Origin of the sequence: Caballeronia ptereochthonis, from assembly GCF_001545075.1 — a bacterium.
Lineage (GTDB): Bacteria > Pseudomonadota > Gammaproteobacteria > Burkholderiales > Burkholderiaceae > Caballeronia > Caballeronia ptereochthonis.
Genome location: NZ_FCOB02000015.1, coordinates 133,490 through 154,322, shown reverse-complemented (window position 1 = coordinate 154,322; position 20,833 = coordinate 133,490). Strand labels below are relative to the sequence as shown.

Annotated in this window: 19 protein-coding genes; 9 read left to right on the top strand and 10 right to left on the bottom strand. The window is 67.0% G+C overall.

Features of this window, described 5'->3' with window-relative positions; all coding sequences use genetic code 11:
• Positions 1 to 31 precede the first annotated feature (31 nt).
• Both dacB and AWB83_RS17535 read left to right on the top strand, forming a co-directional pair.
• Positions 32 to 1,648 (top strand): D-alanyl-D-alanine carboxypeptidase/D-alanyl-D-alanine endopeptidase, encoded by a 1,617-nt coding sequence (gene dacB, locus AWB83_RS17540; protein ID WP_143750070.1) that lies wholly within the window; start codon positions 32 to 34, stop codon positions 1,646 to 1,648.
• Positions 1,649 to 1,889: 241 nt separating this feature from the next.
• Positions 1,890 to 2,996 (top strand): SGNH/GDSL hydrolase family protein, encoded by a 1,107-nt coding sequence (locus AWB83_RS17535; RefSeq protein WP_087046873.1) that lies wholly within the window; start codon positions 1,890 to 1,892, stop codon positions 2,994 to 2,996.
• 169 nt (positions 2,997 to 3,165) lie between these two features.
• Here AWB83_RS17535 and AWB83_RS17530 read toward each other — a convergent pair whose 3' ends face one another.
• The 9 genes from AWB83_RS17530 to AWB83_RS17490 all read right to left on the bottom strand — a co-directional run bounded on the left by AWB83_RS17530 (position 3,166) and on the right by AWB83_RS17490 (position 12,936).
• Positions 3,166 to 4,197, bottom strand: a complete 1,032-nt coding sequence (locus AWB83_RS17530; RefSeq protein WP_087046872.1) for an L-threonylcarbamoyladenylate synthase — start codon at positions 4,195 to 4,197, stop codon at positions 3,166 to 3,168.
• Between the two features lie 21 nt (positions 4,198 to 4,218).
• The gene (locus AWB83_RS17525) at positions 4,219 to 5,406 is read right to left on the bottom strand and encodes a 5-(carboxyamino)imidazole ribonucleotide synthase (RefSeq protein WP_087046871.1); all 1,188 of its coding nucleotides are present in this window, start codon (positions 5,404 to 5,406) and stop codon (positions 4,219 to 4,221) included.
• 91 nt (positions 5,407 to 5,497) lie between these two features.
• Positions 5,498 to 6,019 (bottom strand): 5-(carboxyamino)imidazole ribonucleotide mutase, encoded by a 522-nt coding sequence (gene purE, locus AWB83_RS17520; RefSeq protein ID WP_087046870.1) that lies wholly within the window; start codon positions 6,017 to 6,019, stop codon positions 5,498 to 5,500.
• A 63-nt stretch (positions 6,020 to 6,082) separates the two neighbouring features.
• Positions 6,083 to 6,973, bottom strand: a complete 891-nt coding sequence (locus AWB83_RS17515; protein ID WP_087046869.1) for a phosphoribosylaminoimidazolesuccinocarboxamide synthase — start codon at positions 6,971 to 6,973, stop codon at positions 6,083 to 6,085.
• A gap of 147 nt (positions 6,974 to 7,120) precedes the next feature.
• The gene (gene fba, locus AWB83_RS17510; protein WP_087046868.1) at positions 7,121 to 8,185 is read right to left on the bottom strand and encodes a class II fructose-bisphosphate aldolase; all 1,065 of its coding nucleotides are present in this window, start codon (positions 8,183 to 8,185) and stop codon (positions 7,121 to 7,123) included.
• Positions 8,186 to 8,407: 222 nt separating this feature from the next.
• A complete protein-coding gene (gene pyk / locus AWB83_RS17505) occupies positions 8,408 to 9,844 on the bottom strand; it encodes a pyruvate kinase (RefSeq protein WP_087046913.1) in 1,437 nt (478 codons plus the stop codon).
• 376 nt (positions 9,845 to 10,220) lie between these two features.
• Positions 10,221 to 11,417: a phosphoglycerate kinase gene (locus AWB83_RS17500; RefSeq protein WP_087046867.1), complete on the bottom strand. Its 1,197-nt coding sequence runs from the start codon at positions 11,415 to 11,417 to the stop codon at positions 10,221 to 10,223.
• Between the two features lie 380 nt (positions 11,418 to 11,797).
• On the bottom strand, positions 11,798 to 12,121 hold the full coding sequence (locus AWB83_RS17495) for a branched-chain amino acid transport AzlD family protein (RefSeq protein ID WP_087046866.1): 324 nt from the start codon (positions 12,119 to 12,121) through the stop codon (positions 11,798 to 11,800).
• Positions 12,118 to 12,936 carry an AzlC family ABC transporter permease gene (locus AWB83_RS17490; protein WP_244197779.1) on the bottom strand — a complete coding sequence of 273 codons (819 nt, stop codon included), beginning with the start codon at positions 12,934 to 12,936 and terminating at the stop codon, positions 12,118 to 12,120. The genes AWB83_RS17495 and AWB83_RS17490 overlap by 4 nt, the downstream gene beginning before the upstream one ends.
• A gap of 359 nt (positions 12,937 to 13,295) precedes the next feature.
• Between AWB83_RS17490 and AWB83_RS17485 the strand changes: the two genes are divergently transcribed.
• From AWB83_RS17485 to AWB83_RS17460, 6 genes are all read left to right on the top strand, one after another.
• Positions 13,296 to 14,216: a branched-chain amino acid transaminase gene (locus AWB83_RS17485; protein WP_087046865.1), complete on the top strand. Its 921-nt coding sequence runs from the start codon at positions 13,296 to 13,298 to the stop codon at positions 14,214 to 14,216.
• Between the two features lie 91 nt (positions 14,217 to 14,307).
• Positions 14,308 to 14,505, top strand: coding sequence for a zinc-finger domain-containing protein (locus AWB83_RS17480; protein WP_087046864.1), 198 nt, complete (start codon positions 14,308 to 14,310; stop codon positions 14,503 to 14,505).
• 180 nt (positions 14,506 to 14,685) lie between these two features.
• Positions 14,686 to 15,759, top strand: coding sequence for a lipopolysaccharide heptosyltransferase II (gene waaF / locus AWB83_RS17475; RefSeq protein ID WP_087046863.1), 1,074 nt, complete (start codon positions 14,686 to 14,688; stop codon positions 15,757 to 15,759).
• Positions 15,760 to 15,961: 202 nt separating this feature from the next.
• Entirely contained in the window at positions 15,962 to 16,408 is a 447-nt protein-coding gene (locus AWB83_RS17470; RefSeq protein WP_087046862.1) for a nuclear transport factor 2 family protein, read from the top strand.
• Positions 16,409 to 16,448: 40 nt separating this feature from the next.
• Complete coding sequence (locus AWB83_RS17465) at positions 16,449 to 17,522, top strand: YheT family hydrolase (protein WP_087046861.1); 1,074 nt, start codon at positions 16,449 to 16,451, stop codon at positions 17,520 to 17,522.
• Between the two features lie 6 nt (positions 17,523 to 17,528).
• Positions 17,529 to 18,110 (top strand): DUF2946 family protein, encoded by a 582-nt coding sequence (locus AWB83_RS17460; RefSeq protein ID WP_087046860.1) that lies wholly within the window; start codon positions 17,529 to 17,531, stop codon positions 18,108 to 18,110.
• A 1-nt stretch (position 18,111) separates the two neighbouring features.
• Here AWB83_RS17460 and AWB83_RS17455 read toward each other — a convergent pair whose 3' ends face one another.
• Positions 18,112 to 20,154, bottom strand: coding sequence for a M48 family metalloprotease (locus AWB83_RS17455; RefSeq protein WP_087046859.1), 2,043 nt, complete (start codon positions 20,152 to 20,154; stop codon positions 18,112 to 18,114).
• 175 nt (positions 20,155 to 20,329) lie between these two features.
• Here AWB83_RS17455 and moaC point away from each other — a divergent pair, with 175 nt between their 5' ends.
• The gene (gene moaC, locus AWB83_RS17450) at positions 20,330 to 20,827 is read left to right on the top strand and encodes a cyclic pyranopterin monophosphate synthase MoaC (protein ID WP_087046858.1); all 498 of its coding nucleotides are present in this window, start codon (positions 20,330 to 20,332) and stop codon (positions 20,825 to 20,827) included.
• Positions 20,828 to 20,833 lie beyond the last annotated feature (6 nt).

Below are 20,833 nucleotides of genomic sequence, written 5' to 3'. Positions count from 1 at the left end.
CCCAAACCCGCTCCGGAACGTCCGTTCGTCCATGCTGCCCGCTTTTCATTCCGTGTCCCGCCGCCTTTCCTCGTTCGCGCTCGCCGCGGTCCTCGCAAGCGCGACGCTCGGCCACATGCCCGACGCCCAGGCGCGTGGCGGCACGAGGGCCGAATCGCAGGCGCAGGCGCCGGAGCGCGCGGCGATAGGCGCCAAAGGCGGCTCGAAGGCGAGGCACGCCGCGAAAGGTGCAAAGGCGGAACACGCCGCGCGGGCGAGCGTGCCCGCCGGTCCGCTGCCCGCCTCGGTGATGACGGCCCTTGCACGCGCGCACGTGCCGCTTTCGTCGATGAGCGTGGTCGTGCAGCGTGTCGGCGCACCGGTGCCGCTCGTCGAGATCAACGCGAACCAGCCGATGCTGCCCGCCTCGACGATGAAGCTCGTCACCACCTACGCGGGGCTCTCGATGCTCGGGCCCGACTATCGCTGGAAGACGACCGCCTACGCGGACGGCGACGTGGATGCGCAAGGCGTGCTGCACGGCAATCTGTATATCCAGGGCACGGGCGATCCGAAGCTCGTGCCGGAAGAGCTGATCGATCTCGTCGACCAGATCCGCAAGAACGGCATCACGGGCATCGACGGCGCAGTCGTGCTCGACAAGCGTTACTTCGACGTATCCACGCGCAATCTGCCCGCCTTCGACAACGACGACTCCGCGCCCTACAACGTCGGCCCGGACCCGCTGCTCTACGCATTCAAGTCGCTCTCCTTCACGCTGACGCCGAATCCGGACGGGCAGGTTTCCATCGACGTGCTGCCGCAGCTCGCGCAACTGCAGATCGACAACGAACTGCGCGTCACGCGCGGCGCATGCGTGGGCTCGCTTTCGGCGGCGTCGCCGAGCGTCGCGCAGACGCAGAGCGGCTTCGTGCAGGCGTCGTTCATCGGCGACTATCCGCTGCGCTGCGGCTCGCGCACGATCAACGTCGCCGCGCTCGATCATTCGACCTTCTTCGCGGGCGGCTTCCTCGCGCTGTGGAAGCAGGCGGGCGGCACGTTCCAGGGCGCGACGCGCGAAGGTCCGACGCCGGCAAACGCGCGCCTCGTCGGCACGCATCGCAGTCCGGTGCTGTCCGACATCGTTCGCGACATCAACAAGTTCAGCAACAACGTGATGGCGCGCAATCTGTTCCTCACGATCGGCGCGGCGCAACTGAAGCCGCCCGCGACGACCGCGAAATCCGCGCAGGCGATTCAGGCGTTCCTGCGCCGCAGCGCGTTGCCGATGAACGGCCTCTCGCTCGACAACGGCTCGGGCCTGTCGCGCGACGAAAGCATCTCCGCGCTCTCGCTCGCCGATCTGCTGCTGGCGGCGAACGCGAGTCCGGTCGCGCAGGTGTTCGTGGAGTCGCTGCCGATCGCGGGCGTCGACGGCACCATGCGCAACCGCCTGACCAACGCGGGCGCGCTCGGCAACGCGCACATCAAGACCGGCACGCTGCGCGACGTGCGCGCGATCGCGGGCTACGTCGGCTCGGCGAACGGCGAGAGCTACGTGGTCGTGAGCTTCATCAACGATCCGCGCGCCGAGGCCGCGCGCGCCGCACACGACGCGCTGCTCGAATGGGTCTACGAAGGCGCGCGCAAGCCGGGCGTCGCGGACTGAACACGCGGCTCGCGGGCACGGAAGCCCGGCGCGACCGAAGACTTCTTCTACGAAGTCGCGTTCGGAAAGCCGCATGCGCCGTGTACGCTGTCGGGCACGGCGCTCGGCCGGATGCGGGTGGTCATGCAGCCGGGCGGGCGTGCCGCATCGCTTAATATTGCAGTTGCGTGCCGTGAAGACCGGAAAGAAGGTCGAGCGCCGCGATCGAACTAGAAAACACCGAAGAACGGAGACGAGGTCCATGAAGAAGCAACGCTCGACGCGCGCCGCCCTGGTGCGCTTTGCCCAGGTCGCCACGGCCAGCGCCGCATTCGCCCTGCTCGCCGCATGCGGCGGCGGGGGTGACGACAACAATTCCACGCCGCCGGGCGGCGTCAAGCTGCAGGTGGTGTCCTTCGGCGACAGCCTCTCGGACGTCGGCACATACTCGCCGGTCGCGGCGGCGAACTTCGGCGGCGGCCGCTTCACGACGAATCCGGGCCAGGTGTGGGTCCAGGATGTCGCGCAGTATTACGGCGACACGCTGACGCCCGCGATGACCGGCGGCTTCGGCACGCCGCCCGCGACGCAGGCGGGCTTGGGTTACGCGCAGGGCGGCGCGCTCGTGACCAATCCAATCGGCATCAATCACGTTTCGAACGATCCCGCGAACTATCAGGGTGCGCTGACGGTGCCGGTCGTCCAGCAGGTGAAGAACTATCTCACCGCGCACGGCAGCTTCAATTCGGGCCAGCTCGTGCTCGTCGGCGGCGGCGCGAACGATATCCTGTACAACTTGCAGGCAGTGCAGGCGGGACAGTTGTCGCCGACCAATGCAGGCATCGCGATCGCAACCGCGGCGGGTCAGCTCGCCGGCGTCGTCGCCACGATCCTGCAGAACGGCGCGACGCACGTGCTGGTATCGAATGTGCCGGACATCAGTTTGACGCCGCAGGGCGTGATGAGCAGCGCGGCCGTGCGCGCGCAGTTGCAGCAGGTTTCACAGTTGTTCAACGCTACGCTCACCGCAAAACTGACGGAGTTCGGGGTGATCTCGAAGGTGGCCTTACTGGATATCGCCACGCCGTTCGCCAATATCACGGCGAACTTCGGGCAGTACGGCTTCACGGTGTCCAACACGGGAACGGCGTGTAACTTGCAGGCAATGGCCGCGGCGGCGCAGAAGTTCGGCGAGACCAATCCGAGCGCGTTCGCCACTTCGCTCTTCTGCTCGCCGGAGACGTTGACCGTCGCGGGCGCGGATCAGACCTACATGTTCGCCGATACGCTGCATCCGACGACGCATCTGCATGCGCTTTATGCGCAGCAGGCGGAGCAGGCAGTGGCGAAGACGGGGCTGGGGAAGTAAGTCTGGAACGTCAGGAGTAAAAAACCGCCCGGATACAACGCCGGGCGGTTTTTGTTTTTTGGCCTGGTTGAATCTCTGCGCATGCGGAGGAAACCCAGGACCATGACGATCCGCCACGGACCCGAAATCCCCACGATACATCTTCAAGAATCACGCGAGAACGACGCGATCACCTATCCGCCTCAAACGCCGCCGCCGCCCTTCCCAGCCGATCGTTCACCGCGATCCACTCGATCGACTCCGGCAGCTTCTCGATGAAAATGCGCTCGACGTTCGCGCGATCCAGCGCGCGAAGAAGGCCGTAGAGATCGCGCGCATAGCTCTGCGGATCTTCGGGCGCGGCAACGAAGTGCACATTCGCGGCATGCGCCCACTCGCCCGCGCTCGACGCCCGCGCGACCAGCGCGATCTTCTTCCCGCTCGAGCGGTCCTGCGCCGCGAGCAACGGCGCGATCGCGGCGAACGGCAACAACGCGAGCGGCGTGCGCGGCGCGTAATGCGCCTTCAGCGTGCCGGACGCGCGCGGCGCGGTGGCGTCCGAGCCATCGGGCAAGCGCGGCGCGACGCCGATCACGTCCGCGATCTGCTGCGGACTCACATGCCCCGGCCGCAACAACGCCGGAAAACCGCGCGACAAATCCAGAATTGTCGATTCGATGCCGACATCCGCCGCGCCGCCGTCGAGCACATGCACGGCGCTGCCGAACTCGTCGCGCACGTGCTGGGCGGTCGTCGGGCTGACGTGACCGAAGCGGTTCGCCGAAGGCCCCGCTACGCCGCCCTGCTTGCCCGTCCCCGCGCGCCGCTTGTGGAACGCCGACAGCAATTGCTGCGCAACCGGATGCGACGGACACCGGACGCCCACCGAATCCTGGCCGCCGCTCACCGCCGCCGGAATATGCGCCGCGCGCTTGAGAATCAGCGTGAGCGGGCCGGGCCAGAACGCATCGATGAGCTTTTGCGCGTCGGCGGGCAGTTCGCGCACCCAATAGCCCGGATCGGCCTCGGGCGCGAGATGCACGATCACCGGGTGATTCGCCGGCCGTCCCTTGGCCGCGTAGATGCGCGCGATGGCGTCCGGATTCTCGGCGTCGCCGCCGAGCCCGTAGACCGTCTCGGTCGGAAACGCGACGAGTTCGCCCGCATCGAGCAAGGCCGCGGCTTCATCGATCTGTGCGGCGCCCGGAAAGTGGATGGTCATTGCCTGCTTGCTGCCAAAGTCTTAATCGAGCGGGATATGCAGCATGCGCGCGCAGTCGCGCGCCGCCGTGCGCGCTTCCTCGAGCGTCGCCGCCGTGAAGTTGATGTGGCCCATCTTGCGGCCCCGGCGCGCTTCCTCCTTGCCGTACAGATGCAGCCGTGCCGCCGGCATTGCCGCGACCTCCGGCCACGCGGGCGGACGCGCCTTGTCGCCGTCGAACCAGATGTCGCCGAGCAGGTTCAGCATCGCGGCCGGCGAATGCTGGCGCGGGTCGCCGAGCGGCATGCCGGTCATCGCGCGCACCTGCTGCTCGAACTGACTCGTAGCGCAGGCATCGACCGTGTAGTGGCCGGAATTGTGCGGACGCGGCGCCATTTCGTTGGCGATGAGCGAACTGTCCTCCAGCACGAAGAACTCGACGCACAGCACGCCCACGTAGCCCATCTTCGCGGCGATGGTGAGCGCCGCGTCCTGCGCCTGGGCGACGAGCGCGTCGGACGCATCGGGTGCGGGCACGACCGTCTTCGCGAGAATGCCGTTCATGTGCACGTTCTGCGCGAGCGGGAACACGGCCGACTTGCCGTCGCCGCCGCGTGCGATCAGCACGGACACTTCATACTTGAGCGGCATGCGTTTTTCCAGCACGCACGGCACGCCCGACAGCGACGCGTACGCCGTGCGCACTTCGTCGACATTGCGCACGCTCACCTGTCCCTTGCCGTCATAGCCGAGACGCGCGGTTTTCAGAATGCCGGGCAGCACGGCGGCGATCTTCTCGTCGGGCAGCGCGGCGAGCGCCTGCGGCGATTCGATGACGACGTGCGGCGCGACCGGCACGCCCGATGCCGCGATGAAGCGCTTCTCCGCGACGCGGTCCTGCGCAATGGCGACGCAGCTCGCCGCCGGGCTCACGAAGGTGCAGGACGCGAGGAATTCGAGGCTCGCGGACGGCACGTTCTCGAATTCCGTCGATATCGCCGCGCACAGGCGGCCGAGCTCGATGAGCGCGGCCTTGTCGTCGTAGGCGGCGCGGATGTGCCGGTCCGCAACGGCGCCGGCGGGGCTCGTCTCATCCGGATCGAGGACGGCGACGCGATAGCCCATCGACTGCGCGGCGAAGCAGAACATGCGGCCGAGCTGGCCGCCGCCGACCATGCCGAGCCAGGCGCCCGGCAGGATGGGAGAGATCGGGGAGTTTTGTGGGTTCATCGTGGGAGCTGAGTCGCGGACGGTGGGCGAAGCGTGCTGTTTTCGGGGCCCTGCTGTGAGACGAAGTGGGAAACGCAATCGCTGTTGCGCTTCAGAGCGGCGGCAACGCCATATCGCGCGCCGCCTGATTCTGCTTCACGCGGAAAGCCGCCAGCGCGTCGGCATAGCGCGCATCCGTCACGCTCAGAATCGATACCGCGAACAGCGCCGCATTGGCCGCGCCCGCCTCGCCGATGGCGAAGGTCGCGACCGGCACGCCCTTGGGCATCTGCACGATCGAGTGCAGGGAATCGACGCCCTTCAGATACTTGCTCGCCACCGGCACGCCGAGCACCGGCACCGTGGTCTTCGCGGCCAGCATGCCGGGCAGATGCGCCGCGCCGCCCGCGCCCGCGATGATCGCGCGCAAGCCGCGCTCGCGAGCGCTTTCGGCGTAGGCGAACATCTCGTCGGGCATGCGGTGCGCCGAGACGACCTTCGCCTCGTACGGCACGCCGAATTCCTGCAGGATCGCCACCGCGTTCTTCATCACGTCCCAGTCGGAGCTGGAGCCCATCAACACGCCGACGAGCGGCGCTGCGTGCATATGCGCGCCGGTCTGTACTTCGCTCATTCCTTTTCCCTTGAATTGCGCGCGCCGCTTTCCGGAAGCGGCGCCTGTCGAACTATCGAGAACTTACGAAAGCGTCTTACCCGTCAGACGTTGCAGCGCTTCCTGATACTTCTCCGACGTCTTCGCGATCACGTCTTCCGGCAGCTTCGGCGCCGGCGGCTCCTTCTTCCACGGCTGTGTTTCGAGCCAGTCGCGCACGAACTGCTTGTCGAACGACGGCGGATTCGTGCCGACCTGGTAACCGTCGGCCGGCCAGAAGCGCGACGAATCGGCGGTCAGCACTTCGTCCATCAGATACAGGTCGCCCTTGTTGTCCAGACCGAACTCGAACTTCGTATCGGCAATGATGATGCCGCGCGTCGCCGCGTACTCGGCGGCTTCCTTGTACAGCTGGATGGAAATGCGCTTGATCGTCGCCGACAGCTCGGTGCCGATGCGGCGCTCCATTTCATCGTAGGTGATGTTTTCGTCGTGATGGCCCATTTCGGCCTTGGCCGCCGGCGTGAAGATCGGCTCGGGCAGCTTCTGCGCGTTCTGCAGGCCCGGCGGCAACTCCACGCCGCACACCGCGCCCGTCGCCTGATAGTCCTTCCAGCCGCTGCCCGCGAGATAGCCGCGCACGACCGCCTCGACCAGAATCGGCTCCAGGCGCTTCACCACGACCGCGCGGCCCTTCACCTGCTCGACTTCGTCCGGCGCCACGACGGAAGCCGGATCGATGCCCGTGTTGTGATTCGGCACGATGTGGCCGAGCTTCTCGAACCAGAAATCGGCCATCGTGTTCAGCACGCGGCCCTTGTTCGGAATCGGCTCGCCCATGACGACGTCGAATGCGGAAAGGCGGTCGGTCGTGACGATCAGGAGCTTGTCCTGACCGACTGCGTAGTTGTCGCGGACCTTGCCGCGGCCGAGCAGCGGCAGCGATTTGATCGTGGATTCGTATAGCGTGGACATCGTCGTATACCGAAGAGGTGCTGAAAAGGGTGGATCGCCGCGCCCGGCCCGCAGGCGCTACGAAAAAAGCGAACGGGTCCCGTCGCCGGAACCCGTTGATTTTACTTTACAAATACCGCGTGGCTCAGATCGGGCGTGATTTCACGCTCATTTGACGATCTGCGCGAGCTCGCCGGACTTGTACTTCTCGGCGATCTTGTCGAGCGAAACCGGTTTGATCTTGCCCGCCATGCCCTCGCAGCCGAACTGCATGTAGCGCTGGCGGCAGATTTCCTTGGCCGCTTCGCGCGCGGGCTTCAGGTAGTCGCGCGGATCGAACTTCGACGGATTCTCGAACAGATAGCGGCGGATTGCGCCGGTGATCGCGAGACGCAGGTCGGTGTCGATGTTCACCTTGCGCACGCCGTGCTTGATGCCTTCCTGAATTTCCTCGACCGGCACGCCGTAGGTTTCCTTCATGTCGCCGCCGAATTCGCGGATTTCCGCGAGCAGCTCCTGCGGCACCGACGACGAACCGTGCATCACGAGGTGCGTGTTCGGAATGCGCTGGTGGATTTCGCGGATCCGGTCGATTGCCAGAATGTCGCCCGTGGGCTTCTTCGAGAACTTGTACGCGCCGTGCGACGTGCCGATGGCGATCGCGAGCGCATCGCACTGCGTCTGCTTCACGAAGTCGGCGGCCTGCTCGACATCGGTCAGAAGCTGTTCGCGCGTCATCGTGCCTTCGGCGCCGTGGCCGTCTTCCTTGTCGCCCTTCATGGTTTCGAGCGAGCCGAGCACGCCCAGCTCGGCTTCGACCGTGACGCCGATCGCGTGCGAGAACTCGACGACTTTCTTCGACACCGCGACGTTGTACTCGTACGACGCAACGGTCTTGCCGTCCGCTTCGAGCGAGCCGTCCATCATCACGCTGGTGAAGCCGGAGCGGATCGCGGCCATGCAAACGGCCGGCGACTGGCCGTGATCCTGATGCATCACCACCGGAATATGCGGATACGACTCGACGGCCGCTTCGATCAGATGACGCAGGAACGCTTCGCCCGCGTACTTACGCGCGCCGGCGGACGCCTGCATGATGACGGGCGCGTTCACTTCGTTCGCGGCCGCCATGATCGCCTGCACCTGTTCGAGGTTGTTGACGTTGAATGCCGGGAGGCCGTAGCCGTGTTCGGCCGCGTGATCCAGCAGTTGACGCATTGATACGAGAGGCATTGTGGTGAGACTCCATGATGTGAAACGAATTCTGTAGCGCGCTCGATTCCGCTCTCGGGCGGTTTTCGGCTTTATCGAAGCTTTGACTGACGAAGCCGTCTTCGTCGTCCTGCGCGCTCTTCTGGAGCGCTCACCGTTGCTGGCACGGCGAGCGCTCCCGTGCTTGCGGCACGCCGCGCGGTCGTTGACCGCGCATCTTTCTCTTTATTGCGTACGACGTCCTCAGAAATGGTCGCCCACACGCACGATCTTCAGCGTGTTGGTGCCGCCCGCCTGGCCCATCGGCTCGCCGACGGTGAGCACGACCATGTCGCCGCGCGCAGCGTAGCCCTTCGACACGACCACTTCCAGCGCCTGATTCAGCGCGGCGTCGCGGTCCATGTTGGTGTCGACGTGCAGCGGCGTGACGTTGCGGTAGAGCGACATCGTGCGCTCGCTCGACACGCGCGGCGTGAGCGCGAAGATCGGCACGTGCGTCCAGTGACGCGACATCCACAACGCGGTCGAGCCCGACTCGGTCAGCGCGACGACCGCCTTCGCACCGAGATGGAATGCGGTGAACAGCGCGCCCATCGCGATCGACTGGTCGATACGCGTGAACGTGCGGTCGAGAAAATCGCGGTCCAGCTGCGATTCTTCCGACTTCTCCGCTTCTACGCACACGGCCGCCATCGTCTCGATGGTCGTCACCGGATACTTGCCCGCCGCGGTTTCGGCGGAGAGCATCACGGCGTCGGTGCCGTCGAGCACGGCGTTCGCCACGTCCGACACTTCCGCGCGCGTCGGCACGGGCGCGTGGATCATGGATTCCATCATCTGCGTGGCGGTGATCACGAGCTTGTTCGACTCGCGCGCCATGCGGATCATGCGCTTCTGCAACGCCGGAACCGCCGCGTTGCCCACTTCCACCGCGAGGTCGCCGCGCGCGACCATGATGCCGTCGGACGCGTCGAGAATGCCCTGCAGCGCCGGAATGGCTTCGGCGCGCTCGATCTTCGCGATCATCTTCGGCTTGATGCCGTACGGCGCGCCCGCGATGTTCGCGAGCTGACGCGCCATTTCCATGTCGGTCGCGTTCTTCGGGAACGACACCGCGACGAAGTCCGCGCCAAGCGACATCGCCGTCTTGATGTCCTCCATGTCCTTCTCGGTCAGCGCGGGCGCGGTGAGCCCGCCGCCCTGGCGGTTGATGCCCTTGTTGTTCGACAGCTCACCGCCGACCTTCACCGTCGTATGGATCTCCTCGCCGATCACGCGCGTGACGTCCAGCACGATGAGGCCGTCGTTGAGCAGCAGCACGTCGCCTGCGCGCAGGTCGCGCGGCAGATCCTTGTAGTCGAGGCCGACGCGCTCGTTGTTGCCGAGCGTGCAATTGGCGTCGAGGATGAACGAATTGCCCGCGACGAGCATCGTCTTGTTGTTCTCGAACTTGCCGACGCGGATCTTCGGGCCTTGCAGGTCCGCCATGATCGCGACTTCGCGGCCGATCTGGCGGGCCGCCTCGCGGACGATCTCGGCGCGCTGGCGGTGGTCGTCGGCGGTGCCGTGCGAGAAGTTGAAGCGAACGACGTCGAGGCCCGCCTGCAGCATTTGCAGCAGGATGTCCGGGCTCGTGGAAGCCGGGCCGATGGTGGCAACAATCTTTGTAGCGCGATGCATGGAATTCCTCGTCTCAGTAGGATCGCCCGTAACAACGCTGCGAGCACGTTGCGCTTGCGATGAGGTATTGCTCACCGCTTGCGCGCGCGCGCCGGTTCGTGCCGGCGTCGCTTTGTCGATTTCTTTCAGGGCATGGGCGGTCACGCCGCCGATGATGACCGGAGGCGTTTCGGGCACTGCCGCTTCGCCTTCGGGTTTTGCTTCGTTCGTCGCCGGATGCGGCTCATCGGGGCGAGGCGCTTCCGCAATCACTTGCGCTGCTTCGGCGGTCGCGTCGAGCGGGCCGCCGTTTTCGATCACATCGTCTTGCGCGCCGCCGGCTGCTTGCGCGCCCTTCTTTCCTGCCTTCGCCGGATTGCCTCGGGCCGCCAAGGCCTTAAGCCCCGGCGCGGGATTCGAGCACTTCGACCGCCGGCAGCGTCTTGCCTTCCAGGAACTCCAGGAACGCGCCGCCGCCGGTCGAGATGTAGCTCACCTTGTCGTGGATGCCGTACTTCGCGATGGCCGCGAGCGTGTCGCCGCCGCCCGCGATCGAGAACGCCGACGAACTGGCGATCGCCTGCGCGAGCGTCTTCGTGCCGTTGCCGAACTGGTCGAACTCGAACACGCCGACCGGGCCGTTCCACACGATCGTGCCGGCCGTTTCCAGTTGCGCGGCGAGCGCGCGGGCCGTGTCCGGGCCGATGTCGAGGATCAGGTCGTCGTCGGCGACATCGGCGACGGGCTTGGTTTCCGCCTTCGCGGTCGCGGCGAATTCCTTGGCGGTGACGACATCGCTCGGAATCGGCACCGATGCGCCGCGCGTGCGCGCCTGCTCGATGATTTCCTTCGCTTCGCCCACGAGATCGGCTTCCGCGAGCGACTTGCCGATCTTGAGGCCGGACGCCAGCATGAACGTGTTGGCGATGCCGCCGCCGACGATCAGCTGATCTACCTTCTCGGCGAGCGACTTGAGAATCGTGAGCTTGGTCGACACCTTCGAGCCCGCGACGATCGCAACCAGCGGGCGCTTCGGGTTGCCGAGCGCCTTGCCGAGCGCGTCGAGCTCGGCCGCCAGCAGCGGGCCCGCGCATGCGACGGGCGCGTACTTCGCGATGCCGTGCGTGGTCGCCTCGGCCCGGTGCGCGGTGCCGAACGCGTCGTTGACGTAGATGTCGCAGAGCTTCGCCATCTTCTGCGCGAGGCCGTCGTCGTTCTTCTTCTCGCCCTTGTTGCAGCGGCAGTTTTCCAGCAGCACGACCTGGCCCGGCTGCACGTTCACGCCGTCGACCCAGCCGGCGAGCAGCGGCACGTCGCGGCCGAGCAGCTCCGACAGGCGCGCCGCGACCGGCGCGAGCGAGTCTTCCGGCTTGAACTGGCCTTCGGTCGGGCGGCCCAGGTGGGACGTGACCATCACGGCCGCGCCCGCGTCGAGCGCCGCCTTGATCGCCGGGACCGAGGCGCGCACGCGCGTGTCTTCGGTGATGTTGCCGTCGTCGTCTTGCGGCACGTTGAGATCCGCGCGGATGAACACACGCTTGCCGGAGACTTTGCCTTCGGCGATCAGATCGGTGAAACGCAGTACTTTCGTCATGGGAGTCAACGTAGGTAGTGAAGCGGTTCGGGCGGGATGACCGGTGGGGGCCGGCCGGTTCGTGGAGTCGCCGCACTCGGGCCGCCGGGCAGGACGGCTCGCGCGCGGATCAGGCTGGGGGCGAGGGCCGCGCGGCGAAGCCGAACGCGCGTGCCGGAAGCGGAAGAAACGGGTCGGGCAGATGAATCCGGCGAAGCGCGCCGCACGCCATGACGCGCGGGCACGGCGCAGCGGCCGGGAGCGGCGGGTTGGACAACCGTAGCACGGTGACTGCCGGACACACTTTCGACCTCTCACTGGCCAGGAAAGACCGTCATCTTAACCGATCGCCCTGACCGCTTTTAGCGGGCAATCGTTGATGACGCGTATTTGGCTCGCCGTCATGCCGCGAGCCGCAACAGGGTGAAGACGATCATGCCGATGGCGATCGTGCCCATCATGCCGCGCCGCCACAGGTAGTACGCGAGTCCGGCCGCCGACGCCCAGAGCGCGTGATTCGACAGCGCGAGCGACATTCCCGTGGGCGTCTCCAGCAGATCCGGCACGACGACGCCCGCGAGCGCCGCCGCCGGGGCGTAGCGCAGCACCCGCTGCACGCGCGGTGGCAGGACCATGCGTTCGCCGCCGATCAGAAAGAGCGCGCGCGTCACCGCCGTGACGAGTCCCATGCCGAAGATGGCGAGCCAGACTTGCAGCGTGCTCATCGGGCGGTCCTCGTGGCATCGGGCTTGGCTTTCGTCTCCGCGCGGTCTTCGCCCGAAACGTCCGAAGCGCCCGAAACGCCTGCAACGCCCGCGCCGATCGGCTTCGGCCGCGCGCGCTCGGCGATCAGGTCCGCGAGCGTGCCCGCGATGAGCGCCGCGAACACCGACAGCGGCAGGCCGAAGCGATACGGCAGATCGAACGCCAGCAGTGCGACGACGCTTCCGACCGCGACCGCCGCCAGCGTCGAGCGCGTCGCGATGGCCGAGACGATGAGCGGAATCAGCGCGAGCGTGCCGGCGAGCTCGAGCCCCCAGTCATCGGGAATCAGGCTCGCGAGCAGAATCCCGACGACCGACGAAACCTGCCACGAGCTCCAGCTCGACACGGCGAGCCCCCAGAAGAACGCCTCCTTGCCCGGCTGCCGGCCGGTCGGGAAGTTCTGCTTCGAGAACATCAGATAGATGATGTCGCCGTTGAAATAGCCGAGCAGCAGGCGCCGCCGCAGCGGCAGATAGGAGAAATGCGGCGCGAGCCCCGCGCTGAAGATCACGAACCGCAGATTGACCATCGCGGCGGTCAGGAGAATCGTCCAGAGCGGCAGCTTCGCGGCGAAGAGCGGCAGCACGGCGAGCTGCGACGAGCCCGCGTACACCAGAAACGACATGCCGAGCGCCTGCGGCACGGTGAGGACGGACTTCGTCATCGCGATGCCGGTGACGAGCCCCCAGGAGAAAGTCGCCAGGACGGCGGGCGAGAAGGTGCGCGCACCCTCGAGAAAGGCGCGGCGATTCGTGTCGGACAGCCGGTCGAGCATGAGCGGGGGCGAGGCCAGGATGACGATTCGGGCAGCGAGCCACCACGCGGCCTCGATCGATTGCGCGATGGAACGGGAAACGCAGGTAAAAACGGGAATGGCGGGCTTCGCCGTTTCGCTTCACCGTTTCAGTCGGCGGCGAAAGGCAAATTATAGCGTCGTGAAACGCGCTCCAAGATCGGTTTCGTCGCGAAAAGACGCTAAAATGACGGTCTTTCGCCGCCTTTGCGCCCCGGGCGCGCGTTCCTCAGCCGGAATTCACGCGGGAACGCGCGCAAAACCGCGCACGAGCGCCGCCGCCCACCCACGACCGGGCGGCCAGCCCGAACTCACTTGAACGAGACAGCTAGGAGAATCGTATGTCAATGGCCGACCGCGACGGCAAGATCTGGATGGATGGCAAGCTGATCGACTGGCGTGATGCCAAGATCCACGTTCTGACCCACACGTTGCACTACGGCATGGGCGTATTCGAGGGCGTGCGCGCGTACAAGACGGCGCAGGGCACGGCGATCTTCCGCCTGAAGGAGCACACGAAGCGCCTGCTGAACTCGGCCAAGATCTTCCAGATGGAAGTCCCGTTCGATCAGGCGACGCTCGAAGCCGCGCAACTCGAAGTCGTGCGCGCGAACAACCTGGAAAGCTGCTACATCCGCCCGATCATCTGGGTCGGCTCGGAGAAGCTCGGCGTCTCGGCGAAGGGCAACACCATCCATGTGGCCATCGCGGCGTGGCCGTGGGGCGCGTATCTCGGCGAAGACGGCCTCGCCCGTGGCATCCGCGTGAAGACGTCGTCGTTCACGCGCCATCACGTGAACGTGTCGATGGTCCGCGCAAAGGCGTCCGGCTGGTACGTGAACTCGATTCTCGCGAACCAGGAAGCCGTGGCCGACGGCTACGACGAAGCCCTGCTGCTCGACGTGGACGGCTACGTCTCCGAAGGCTCGGGCGAGAACTTCTTCCTCGTGAACAACGGCAAGATCTACACGCCGGATCTGGCCTCGTGCCTCGACGGCATCACGCGCGACACGGTCATCACGCTCGCGCGCGATTTCGGCATTCCGGTCATCGAAAAGCGCATCACCCGCGACGAGGTCTACACCTGCGACGAAGCGTTCTTCACCGGCACCGCCGCGGAAGTCACGCCGATCCGCGAGCTCGACAACCGCACGATCGGCGCGGGCAAGCGCGGCCCGATCACAGAGAAGCTCCAAAGCGCGTTCTTCGACGTCGTCGGCGGCAAGAACGAGAAGTACGCGAGCTGGCTCGCGAAGGTCTGAGCGACCTTCCCTCGAAGCGGCGGGCCGGGCGGCTCGCCCGCTTCGTCCCGCGCCCCGCACGCAACGCAAGACATCAGGAAAAGAGATAGCAATGAGCGACTTGAAGGAAATGCCGCTGGTGGAACTGCTGGCCAAGGATCTGCCCGCTTTCTGCCCGAACCCGAAGATGCAGCGCTGGAGCACGCATCCGCGCGTCTTCATCGACGTGACGCACGGCGAAGCCCGCTGCCCGTACTGCGGCACGCGCTACAAGCTGAAAGACGGCGAAGTGCTCAAGGGCGGCCACTGAAGCTGAAGCAGCGTCGGGCGCCCGCGCGGCGCCTGGCATCGACGCGGCGGGCGTGCCCGCCATAGTCGCTCGCGCCGCGCAGCCATGCTTGAGCCGGCGGCGCCCATCGAACCCACGACAACTGACGACTCGCCCCAAGGCGGCGAGCCGCGTTTCTTTTTTGAGATCGGATAACGACAGATGCGCCGCGCGCTGGTTATAGCACCGAACTGGATCGGTGACGCATTGATGGCGCAGCCGCTCTTCACGCTTCTGAGGAAGCTGCATCCGCGCATCGCGATCGATGCCGTGGCGCCCAGCTGGGTCGCGCCCGTGCTCGAGCGCATGCCTGAGATCCGCGACGTCTACGCGACGGACCTCGCCCACGGCAAGCTGCAACTGCTGCGCCGCTGGCAGCTCGCGAGCGACTTGCGCGATGTCGGCTACGACGCCGCCTACGTGCTGCCCAACTCGGTGAAGTCCGCGCTGATTCCGTGGATGGCGGGCATCAACCTGCGCATCGGCTATACGGGCGAGAGCCGCTACGGGCTGCTCAACGTGCGGCACGCGAATCCGCCGAAGACCGAGCGTCCGCCGATGACCGCCCATTACGCGGCGCTGGCCTACGCGCCGGGCGCGAAGCTGCCGTTCATCGACCGCTTCGCGCAGCCCGAAGCCGCCGCGCAACCCGATGCGCAGACGCTCCCCGTGCCGCGCCTCGAATCCGATCCGAACGAAGCCGCGCGCGTCTCGGCGCGCTTCAACCTCGATACGCGCACGCCGCTCGTCGTGTTCTGCCCCGGCGCGGAGTACGGCCCGGCCAAGCGCTGGCCGCCGGAACATTTCGCGTCGCTCGCGCAGTTCATCGCGCAGTCGTTCCCGTACGCGCGCATCGTCGCGCTGGGCTCGAAGAAGGATGCGCCGATCGCGCAGGCCATCGCGGACCGCGCGCCGAACGTGCGCAACCTGTGCGGCCAGACCTCGCTCGGCGAGGCGTGCGCGCTGATTTCCCGGGCGAGCGCGGTCGTCACCAACGATTCCGGCCTCATGCACGTCGCGGCGGCCTCGCGCCGCCCGCTCGTCGCGGTCTACGGCTCGACCGATCCGCGCCACACGCCGCCCTTGTCCGATCTCGCAAAGGTACAATGGCTGCATCTTGAATGCAGTCCGTGCTTTGCCCGCGAGTGTCCGCTCGGCCATCTGAACTGCCTTCGCGAACTCACCGCCGAGCAGGTTTTCGGCGACTTGCGCGGCATGCTGCTCGCGCATCGTTGATGTTGCGGGCGCGCGTCGGATCGCGCGCCCGCATCGGCGTTTTCAGGCGGTTTCCCAGCCGTGTGTGCGGACGCGGACACGCGAATGTCTCCGAACGGGGGCATGCTTTGACCAATGACCGATGCAGCGCGCCGTCCCGTTGCTCCGCCGCCATCAGTGGCCGCACGCGCCGCCTGCACCGAATGCCAGAGACCCACGAGCCATGCCACGTTTCGCCCGCCTCTTCGAAGCCGCCGCCGACACCCTCAACGCTTACTATCAGGCCGTCGCGGACAACAGCATCGACACCGTGATGTCGTTGTGGCTCGACGAGGAGTTCGCCACCTGCGTCTGCCCGGACGGCACGCATCTGCATGGGCTGGAAAGCATACGCGCCGGTCTCGGCAAGCAATTCGAAGCGCAGCCGGTGACCATCGAGCCGCTCGATATCCGCGTGTACGACAGCCTCGGCACGGTGGTGTATGCGATCGCCGAGGCGCATCAGCCGGCCGCGTCGACCGGGGCGCCGCGCATGATCTACACGACCTACGTGATGGTTCATGAGCGCGGCGAGTGGCGCATCGCGCATATCCACGCGAGCGCGATGCCGCTGGAAACGGCGGGACAGTTCGCGGCCAAGCTGCGTCACGGTCAGGGACCGCTGCATTGAAGCATTGAAGCGCTGGAAAGACGTTCGTCGGGGAGGGGCCATGAAGCGCGATCCGTTGTTGAAACACGATTCGTCGTTCGTGGACAAGGCGCCCGCCGTGGCACTGAGGGAAACCGCGCGCATGCTCGCGCCGCCGGGCTCGGAGTGGCTCTACAGCGCGCCGCGCTGGCTGCCAACGAGTCACGCGCAGACCATCGTCCCGGCGCTGTTCGGCCGCAAGCCCGCCGTGCGCTACCGGCGCGAACGCTGGAGCACGCCCGACGGCGATTTCATCGATCTCGACTTCCTGGCGCACGATCCCGGCGACGAACCCGCCGCGACCGCCCCGCTCTTCGTGCTCTTCCACGGTCTCGAGGGAAACTCCGACTCGCACTACGCCCGCACGATGATGGCCGCGGCGCAGGCGCGCGGCTGGCATGGCGTCGTGCCGCATTTCCGCAGTTGCAGCGGGCCGCTCAACCTGCTGCCGCGCTTCTATCACCTCGCCGACAGCGCCGAAGTCGACTGGATCCTGCGACGGCTCGCGCAATCGCATCGCGGCCCGATCGTCGCGGCGGGGGTCTCGCTCGGCGGCAACGTGCTCCTGCACTGGCTGTGCGAGCGCGGCAAGGATGCGTCGATCGTCAGCGCGGCGGCGGCCATCTCCGCGCCGCTCGACGTCCACGCCGGCGGCGAGGCGATCTCGCAGGGCTTCGGCATGGTCTATACGCGCAGCTTCCTGAAATCGCTGAAGAAGAAGGCGCTCGCGAAGCTCGGGCAGTATCCCGGGCTTTACGACCGCGATGCCGTGCTCGCCGCGCGCACGCTGTACGAGTTCGACAACGTCGTGACCGCGCCCTTGCACGGCTTTCGCAACACCGATCACTACTGGTCGACCGCGACCATCCGCGCGCATCTGAAGCGCATCGAAGTGCCCGCGCTGCTGTTGAACGCGCGCAACGATCCGTTCCTGCCGGAATTCGCGCTGCCGTCGCTCGCGGAAGTGTCCGAGCGCGTCACGCTCGATCAGCCGAACCACGGCGGACACGTCGGATTCATGACGGGGCCGTTCCCGGGCCGGATCGACTGGCTGTCGCTGCGCGTGTTCGGTTATCTGGAGAACTTCGTTTCGTGAACCATCATGGATGAAATCGTCAAGCAGGCGCTCGCCAAATGGCCCAACGTTCCGCATTGCACCGGCTGGCTGCTGCTCGACCGGCGCGGCCAGTGGCGCATGCGCGACGACGCCGCGCAAGCCGCCGGTGAGCTTGGCACGCCGATCCGGCACGAGGCGCTGCTCGGCTTCATCAATCGCAACTACGAAAGCGATGCCGACGGCCAGTGGTTCTTCCAGAACGGCCCGCAGCGCGTGTATGTGGAGCTGGCGTATACGCCGTGGATCGTGCGCCTGCACGCGGTGGACGGTGCCTTGCGCCTGACCGATCAGGCCGGCGCGGCGTTCGAGCCGGCGCATGTGTGGATCGACGACGAAGGCGGCATCCTCTTTTCCGATGACGCCTCGCCCGCGCGCGTGGCCGCGCTGCACGACCACGATCTCGAACTGTTCGCGAACCACGCCTCGCTCGACGATGCCGGCAAGAGCGGCGTCTTTCACTGGCGCGCGGGCGTCGATCTTCCCGTGTCGATGATCGCGCGGGCGGAAGTCGCGAATCGCTTCGGCTTCGTTTCGAGTCCGGCGGCTCGGGCGGCATCAGCCAGCTGAGCTAGCCGTTCTTCTCCTGCTCGCGCTCTTCCTTGTAGCGCATCTCGAAATCGCGCAGGCGCGCCGATATCGTCGACAGATCGTAGAAGCTCACGTTCTTCACGTCGCGCGCCTCCTTCAACTGGCGGATCGCGGACGGCCACGCGCCGTCGAGCGCGAACTTTTCCGCCATCGCCTGATGCTGCCGCAGCGGATCGTTGAGCCCCGCGCTCGCCTGGGCGAGATAGAGCCACCAGTCGGGCCGCGTCGGCTCGGCGCGCGTTTCGCGCCGTGCGAGCGCCTGCGCTTCGGCATAGCGGCGCGCGGCGAGCAGCGCCTGCAAATGCACGTCGATGGCCGCGTGCGATTCCGGCCAGCGCTTCTGGGCGATCTCGGCGAGACGGATCGCCTCGTCGTTGCGGCCGGCGCGGCGCGCGATGTCGGCGGCGAGCACGTCGAGGCTCGGCGAGCTGCGCTGGGCCTGCGGCGCGGGCTGCGGTTTCGGTGACGGCGCAGATCCGCCCTCGACACGGATCGGCGCGAGCGCGATGTCGCCGAACGAGCGCGGCGGGCGCGCCGGCGAGGGTTCGGGTTGCGTGCTCTTGCCGAGGTTGAGCGGGGCGCGCGCGCCGTTGAGCGGCGTCGCGATCATCGAGGCGTCGGCGTTGCTCAGCGATTGGCCGGCGCCGGCGCTGCCTTTCTGCGATGGCGTTTGCGCCACTGTCGAAGCCGTCTTTGCAGCCGTCGCCGCGGGGGCGAGCGCCTGCGCCTCCTGCCGAGCCTGCGCCGATGCCGCCGCCGTGCTGGCCTCCTCGCCCTCGAACAGCCGCCGCGCTTTCGCGAGCGCGTCGCTGGCGGCGCCGTAATCGCCCATCAGCGATTGCGCCAGCGCGATGCCGTACCAGTTCGCCGCCGGATTGAGCGCCGTCTGGTCTTCGATTTCCGACCTGAGCCGGCTCGCGACCTCGCGATAATCGCTCGCGTAGTTCACCTGCAGCACGCGCGCGCGGGCGCGCACGAATGCGTACTCCACCGACTGGCGCGGCTGCCGGTACGGCACGCGCCGCGCACGGCCTTCCATGTCGGCGATGCGCTCGGTCGTGAGCGGATGTGTGCGGACGTAGGGCGGCACGCCGTTGTCGGCCATCGCCGAGCGGTCGAGGCGCTCGAAGAATGCCGCCATCGCGTAGGGATCGTAGCCTGCGGCGGCCAGCATCTGAAAGCCGACGCGATCGGCCTCGTGCTCGGCCGCGCGCGAAAAACGCAGCTGATTGTCGACCGCGAACGCCTGGCCGCCCATCGCGATGCCCATGCCGAGATCGCCGCTGTGCGCCAGCAGGCCCGCGAGCAGGCCGGCGAGCATGCCGGCGAGCGCCGCATAGCTGCTCTTTTCCTGCGCGCCGAGCATCCGCGCGATGTGGCGCTGGAGCACGTGCCCCATTTCGTGGCCGATGACCGATGCGAGCTCCGATTCGGTCTGCGTCGCCGCGATCAGCCCGGTATTCACGCCGATGAAGCCGCCGGGCATCGAAAACGCGTTGATCTGCGGATCGCGCACCGCGAAGAGGTCGAAATCGGGCCGGTAGCCCCCGAGATACTGCGTGGCCGCCGCGGCCGACAGCTTCGACGAGATCGAGTCGAGATAGTCGCGCAGCAGCCAGTCGTCGAGATAGTCGGGGTCGGCGCGCACTTCACGCATCATCCGCTCGCCGACCTTGCGCTCGGCCTGGGGCGTGAGCGAGCCGCCGGAACCGTCGCCGAGATCGGGCAGTTGCACCGACGAGAGCGGCGCGCGCAGGCCGGACATCGTGCCGGGCCGGTTCGCGAACCGGCTCTCGGCGCCGCCATAGACGCCGAACACGCCTTCGGCGACGTTGCCGGGCACGCCGCCGCCGGCCTTTTCCTGCGATGAACGCAGCGCCGACGCGGCGAGCGTGCCGGTCGAACCGGCCGCGTCCGAGGCGCCGCCGACGGGCGCAGTTGATTGCGCCAGCGCCGCGGGCGGCATGGCGAGGGCGAGGCACAGCAGGGAGATGAGCACGCGGCTCGGACGTGTCGAATGCATGGCGCGAAACCGGCGCGGCGCCGATGGTCCGCTCAAAACCAAAACGGGCTTATCGTATCAAGTGTTGCGCCGGAGACGTCCCGTCTCGCCGGCGAATGACGTCCGCGCGCAGTGCCCGGCGAAAAACCGCGCGAATTCACGCTGGTATGATAGGCGCCCACTCGAAGGAGACGCTATGTCCGGACTCACACATTTCGATGCCGCCGGCGAGGCGCACATGGTCGACGTCGGCGACAAGGGCGAGACGCGGCGCGTCGCGATCGCGCGCGGCTCGATCGCGATGCTCGAAAGCACGCTCGCGCTGATCCGCGAAGGCCGCGCGAAAAAGGGCGATGTGCTCGGCGTCGCGCGCATCGCGGCGATTCAGGGCGCGAAGCGCACCGCCGATCTGATTCCGCTGTGTCATCCGCTGGCGCTCACGCGCGTCGCGGTGGATTTCACGATCGACGAGGCGCTGCCGGGCGTGCATTGCGAGGTGCGCGTGGAGACGGTCGGACGAACCGGCGTGGAGATGGAAGCGCTGACCGCCGTGCAGGTCGGGTTGCTCACGATTTACGACATGTGCAAGGCGGTGGACCGGGGGATGACCATCACGAACGTGCGGGTGATGGAGAAGCATGGGGGGAAGTCGGGGGATTGGGTGGCGGAAGATCACGCATCGCCGACACCCTGACGCCGC

What these genes read in the sequence shown, in the direction of transcription:
- AWB83_RS17495 (WP_087046866.1), bottom strand. Translation starts at nt 12,121, where the DNA reads ATGAGCACGCTGCAAGTCTGGCTCGCCATCTTCGGCATGGGACTCGTC.
- AWB83_RS17455 (WP_087046859.1), bottom strand. Translation starts at nt 20,154, where the DNA reads ATGCATTCGACACGTCCGAGCCGCGTGCTCATCTCCCTGCTGTGCCTC.
- AWB83_RS17525 (WP_087046871.1), bottom strand. Translation starts at nt 5,406, where the DNA reads ATGAACCCACAAAACTCCCCGATCTCTCCCATCCTGCCGGGCGCCTGG.
- AWB83_RS17500 (WP_087046867.1), bottom strand. Translation starts at nt 11,417, where the DNA reads ATGACGAAAGTACTGCGTTTCACCGATCTGATCGCCGAAGGCAAAGTC.
- AWB83_RS17470 (WP_087046862.1), top strand. Translation starts at nt 15,962, where the DNA reads ATGCCACGTTTCGCCCGCCTCTTCGAAGCCGCCGCCGACACCCTCAAC.
- purE (WP_087046870.1), bottom strand. Translation starts at nt 6,019, where the DNA reads ATGAGCGAAGTACAGACCGGCGCGCATATGCACGCAGCGCCGCTCGTC.
- AWB83_RS17530 (WP_087046872.1), bottom strand. Translation starts at nt 4,197, where the DNA reads ATGACCATCCACTTTCCGGGCGCCGCACAGATCGATGAAGCCGCGGCC.
- waaF (WP_087046863.1), top strand. Translation starts at nt 14,686, where the DNA reads ATGCGCCGCGCGCTGGTTATAGCACCGAACTGGATCGGTGACGCATTG.
- moaC (WP_087046858.1), top strand. Translation starts at nt 20,330, where the DNA reads ATGTCCGGACTCACACATTTCGATGCCGCCGGCGAGGCGCACATGGTC.
- AWB83_RS17535 (WP_087046873.1), top strand. Translation starts at nt 1,890, where the DNA reads ATGAAGAAGCAACGCTCGACGCGCGCCGCCCTGGTGCGCTTTGCCCAG.
- AWB83_RS17490 (WP_244197779.1), bottom strand. Translation starts at nt 12,936, where the DNA reads ATGCTCGACCGGCTGTCCGACACGAATCGCCGCGCCTTTCTCGAGGGT.
- AWB83_RS17515 (WP_087046869.1), bottom strand. Translation starts at nt 6,973, where the DNA reads ATGTCCACGCTATACGAATCCACGATCAAATCGCTGCCGCTGCTCGGC.
- pyk (WP_087046913.1), bottom strand. Translation starts at nt 9,844, where the DNA reads ATGCATCGCGCTACAAAGATTGTTGCCACCATCGGCCCGGCTTCCACG.
- dacB (WP_143750070.1), top strand. Translation starts at nt 32, where the DNA reads ATGCTGCCCGCTTTTCATTCCGTGTCCCGCCGCCTTTCCTCGTTCGCG.
- AWB83_RS17480 (WP_087046864.1), top strand. Translation starts at nt 14,308, where the DNA reads ATGAGCGACTTGAAGGAAATGCCGCTGGTGGAACTGCTGGCCAAGGAT.
- AWB83_RS17460 (WP_087046860.1), top strand. Translation starts at nt 17,529, where the DNA reads ATGGATGAAATCGTCAAGCAGGCGCTCGCCAAATGGCCCAACGTTCCG.
- AWB83_RS17465 (WP_087046861.1), top strand. Translation starts at nt 16,449, where the DNA reads ATGAAGCGCGATCCGTTGTTGAAACACGATTCGTCGTTCGTGGACAAG.
- fba (WP_087046868.1), bottom strand. Translation starts at nt 8,185, where the DNA reads ATGCCTCTCGTATCAATGCGTCAACTGCTGGATCACGCGGCCGAACAC.
- AWB83_RS17485 (WP_087046865.1), top strand. Translation starts at nt 13,296, where the DNA reads ATGTCAATGGCCGACCGCGACGGCAAGATCTGGATGGATGGCAAGCTG.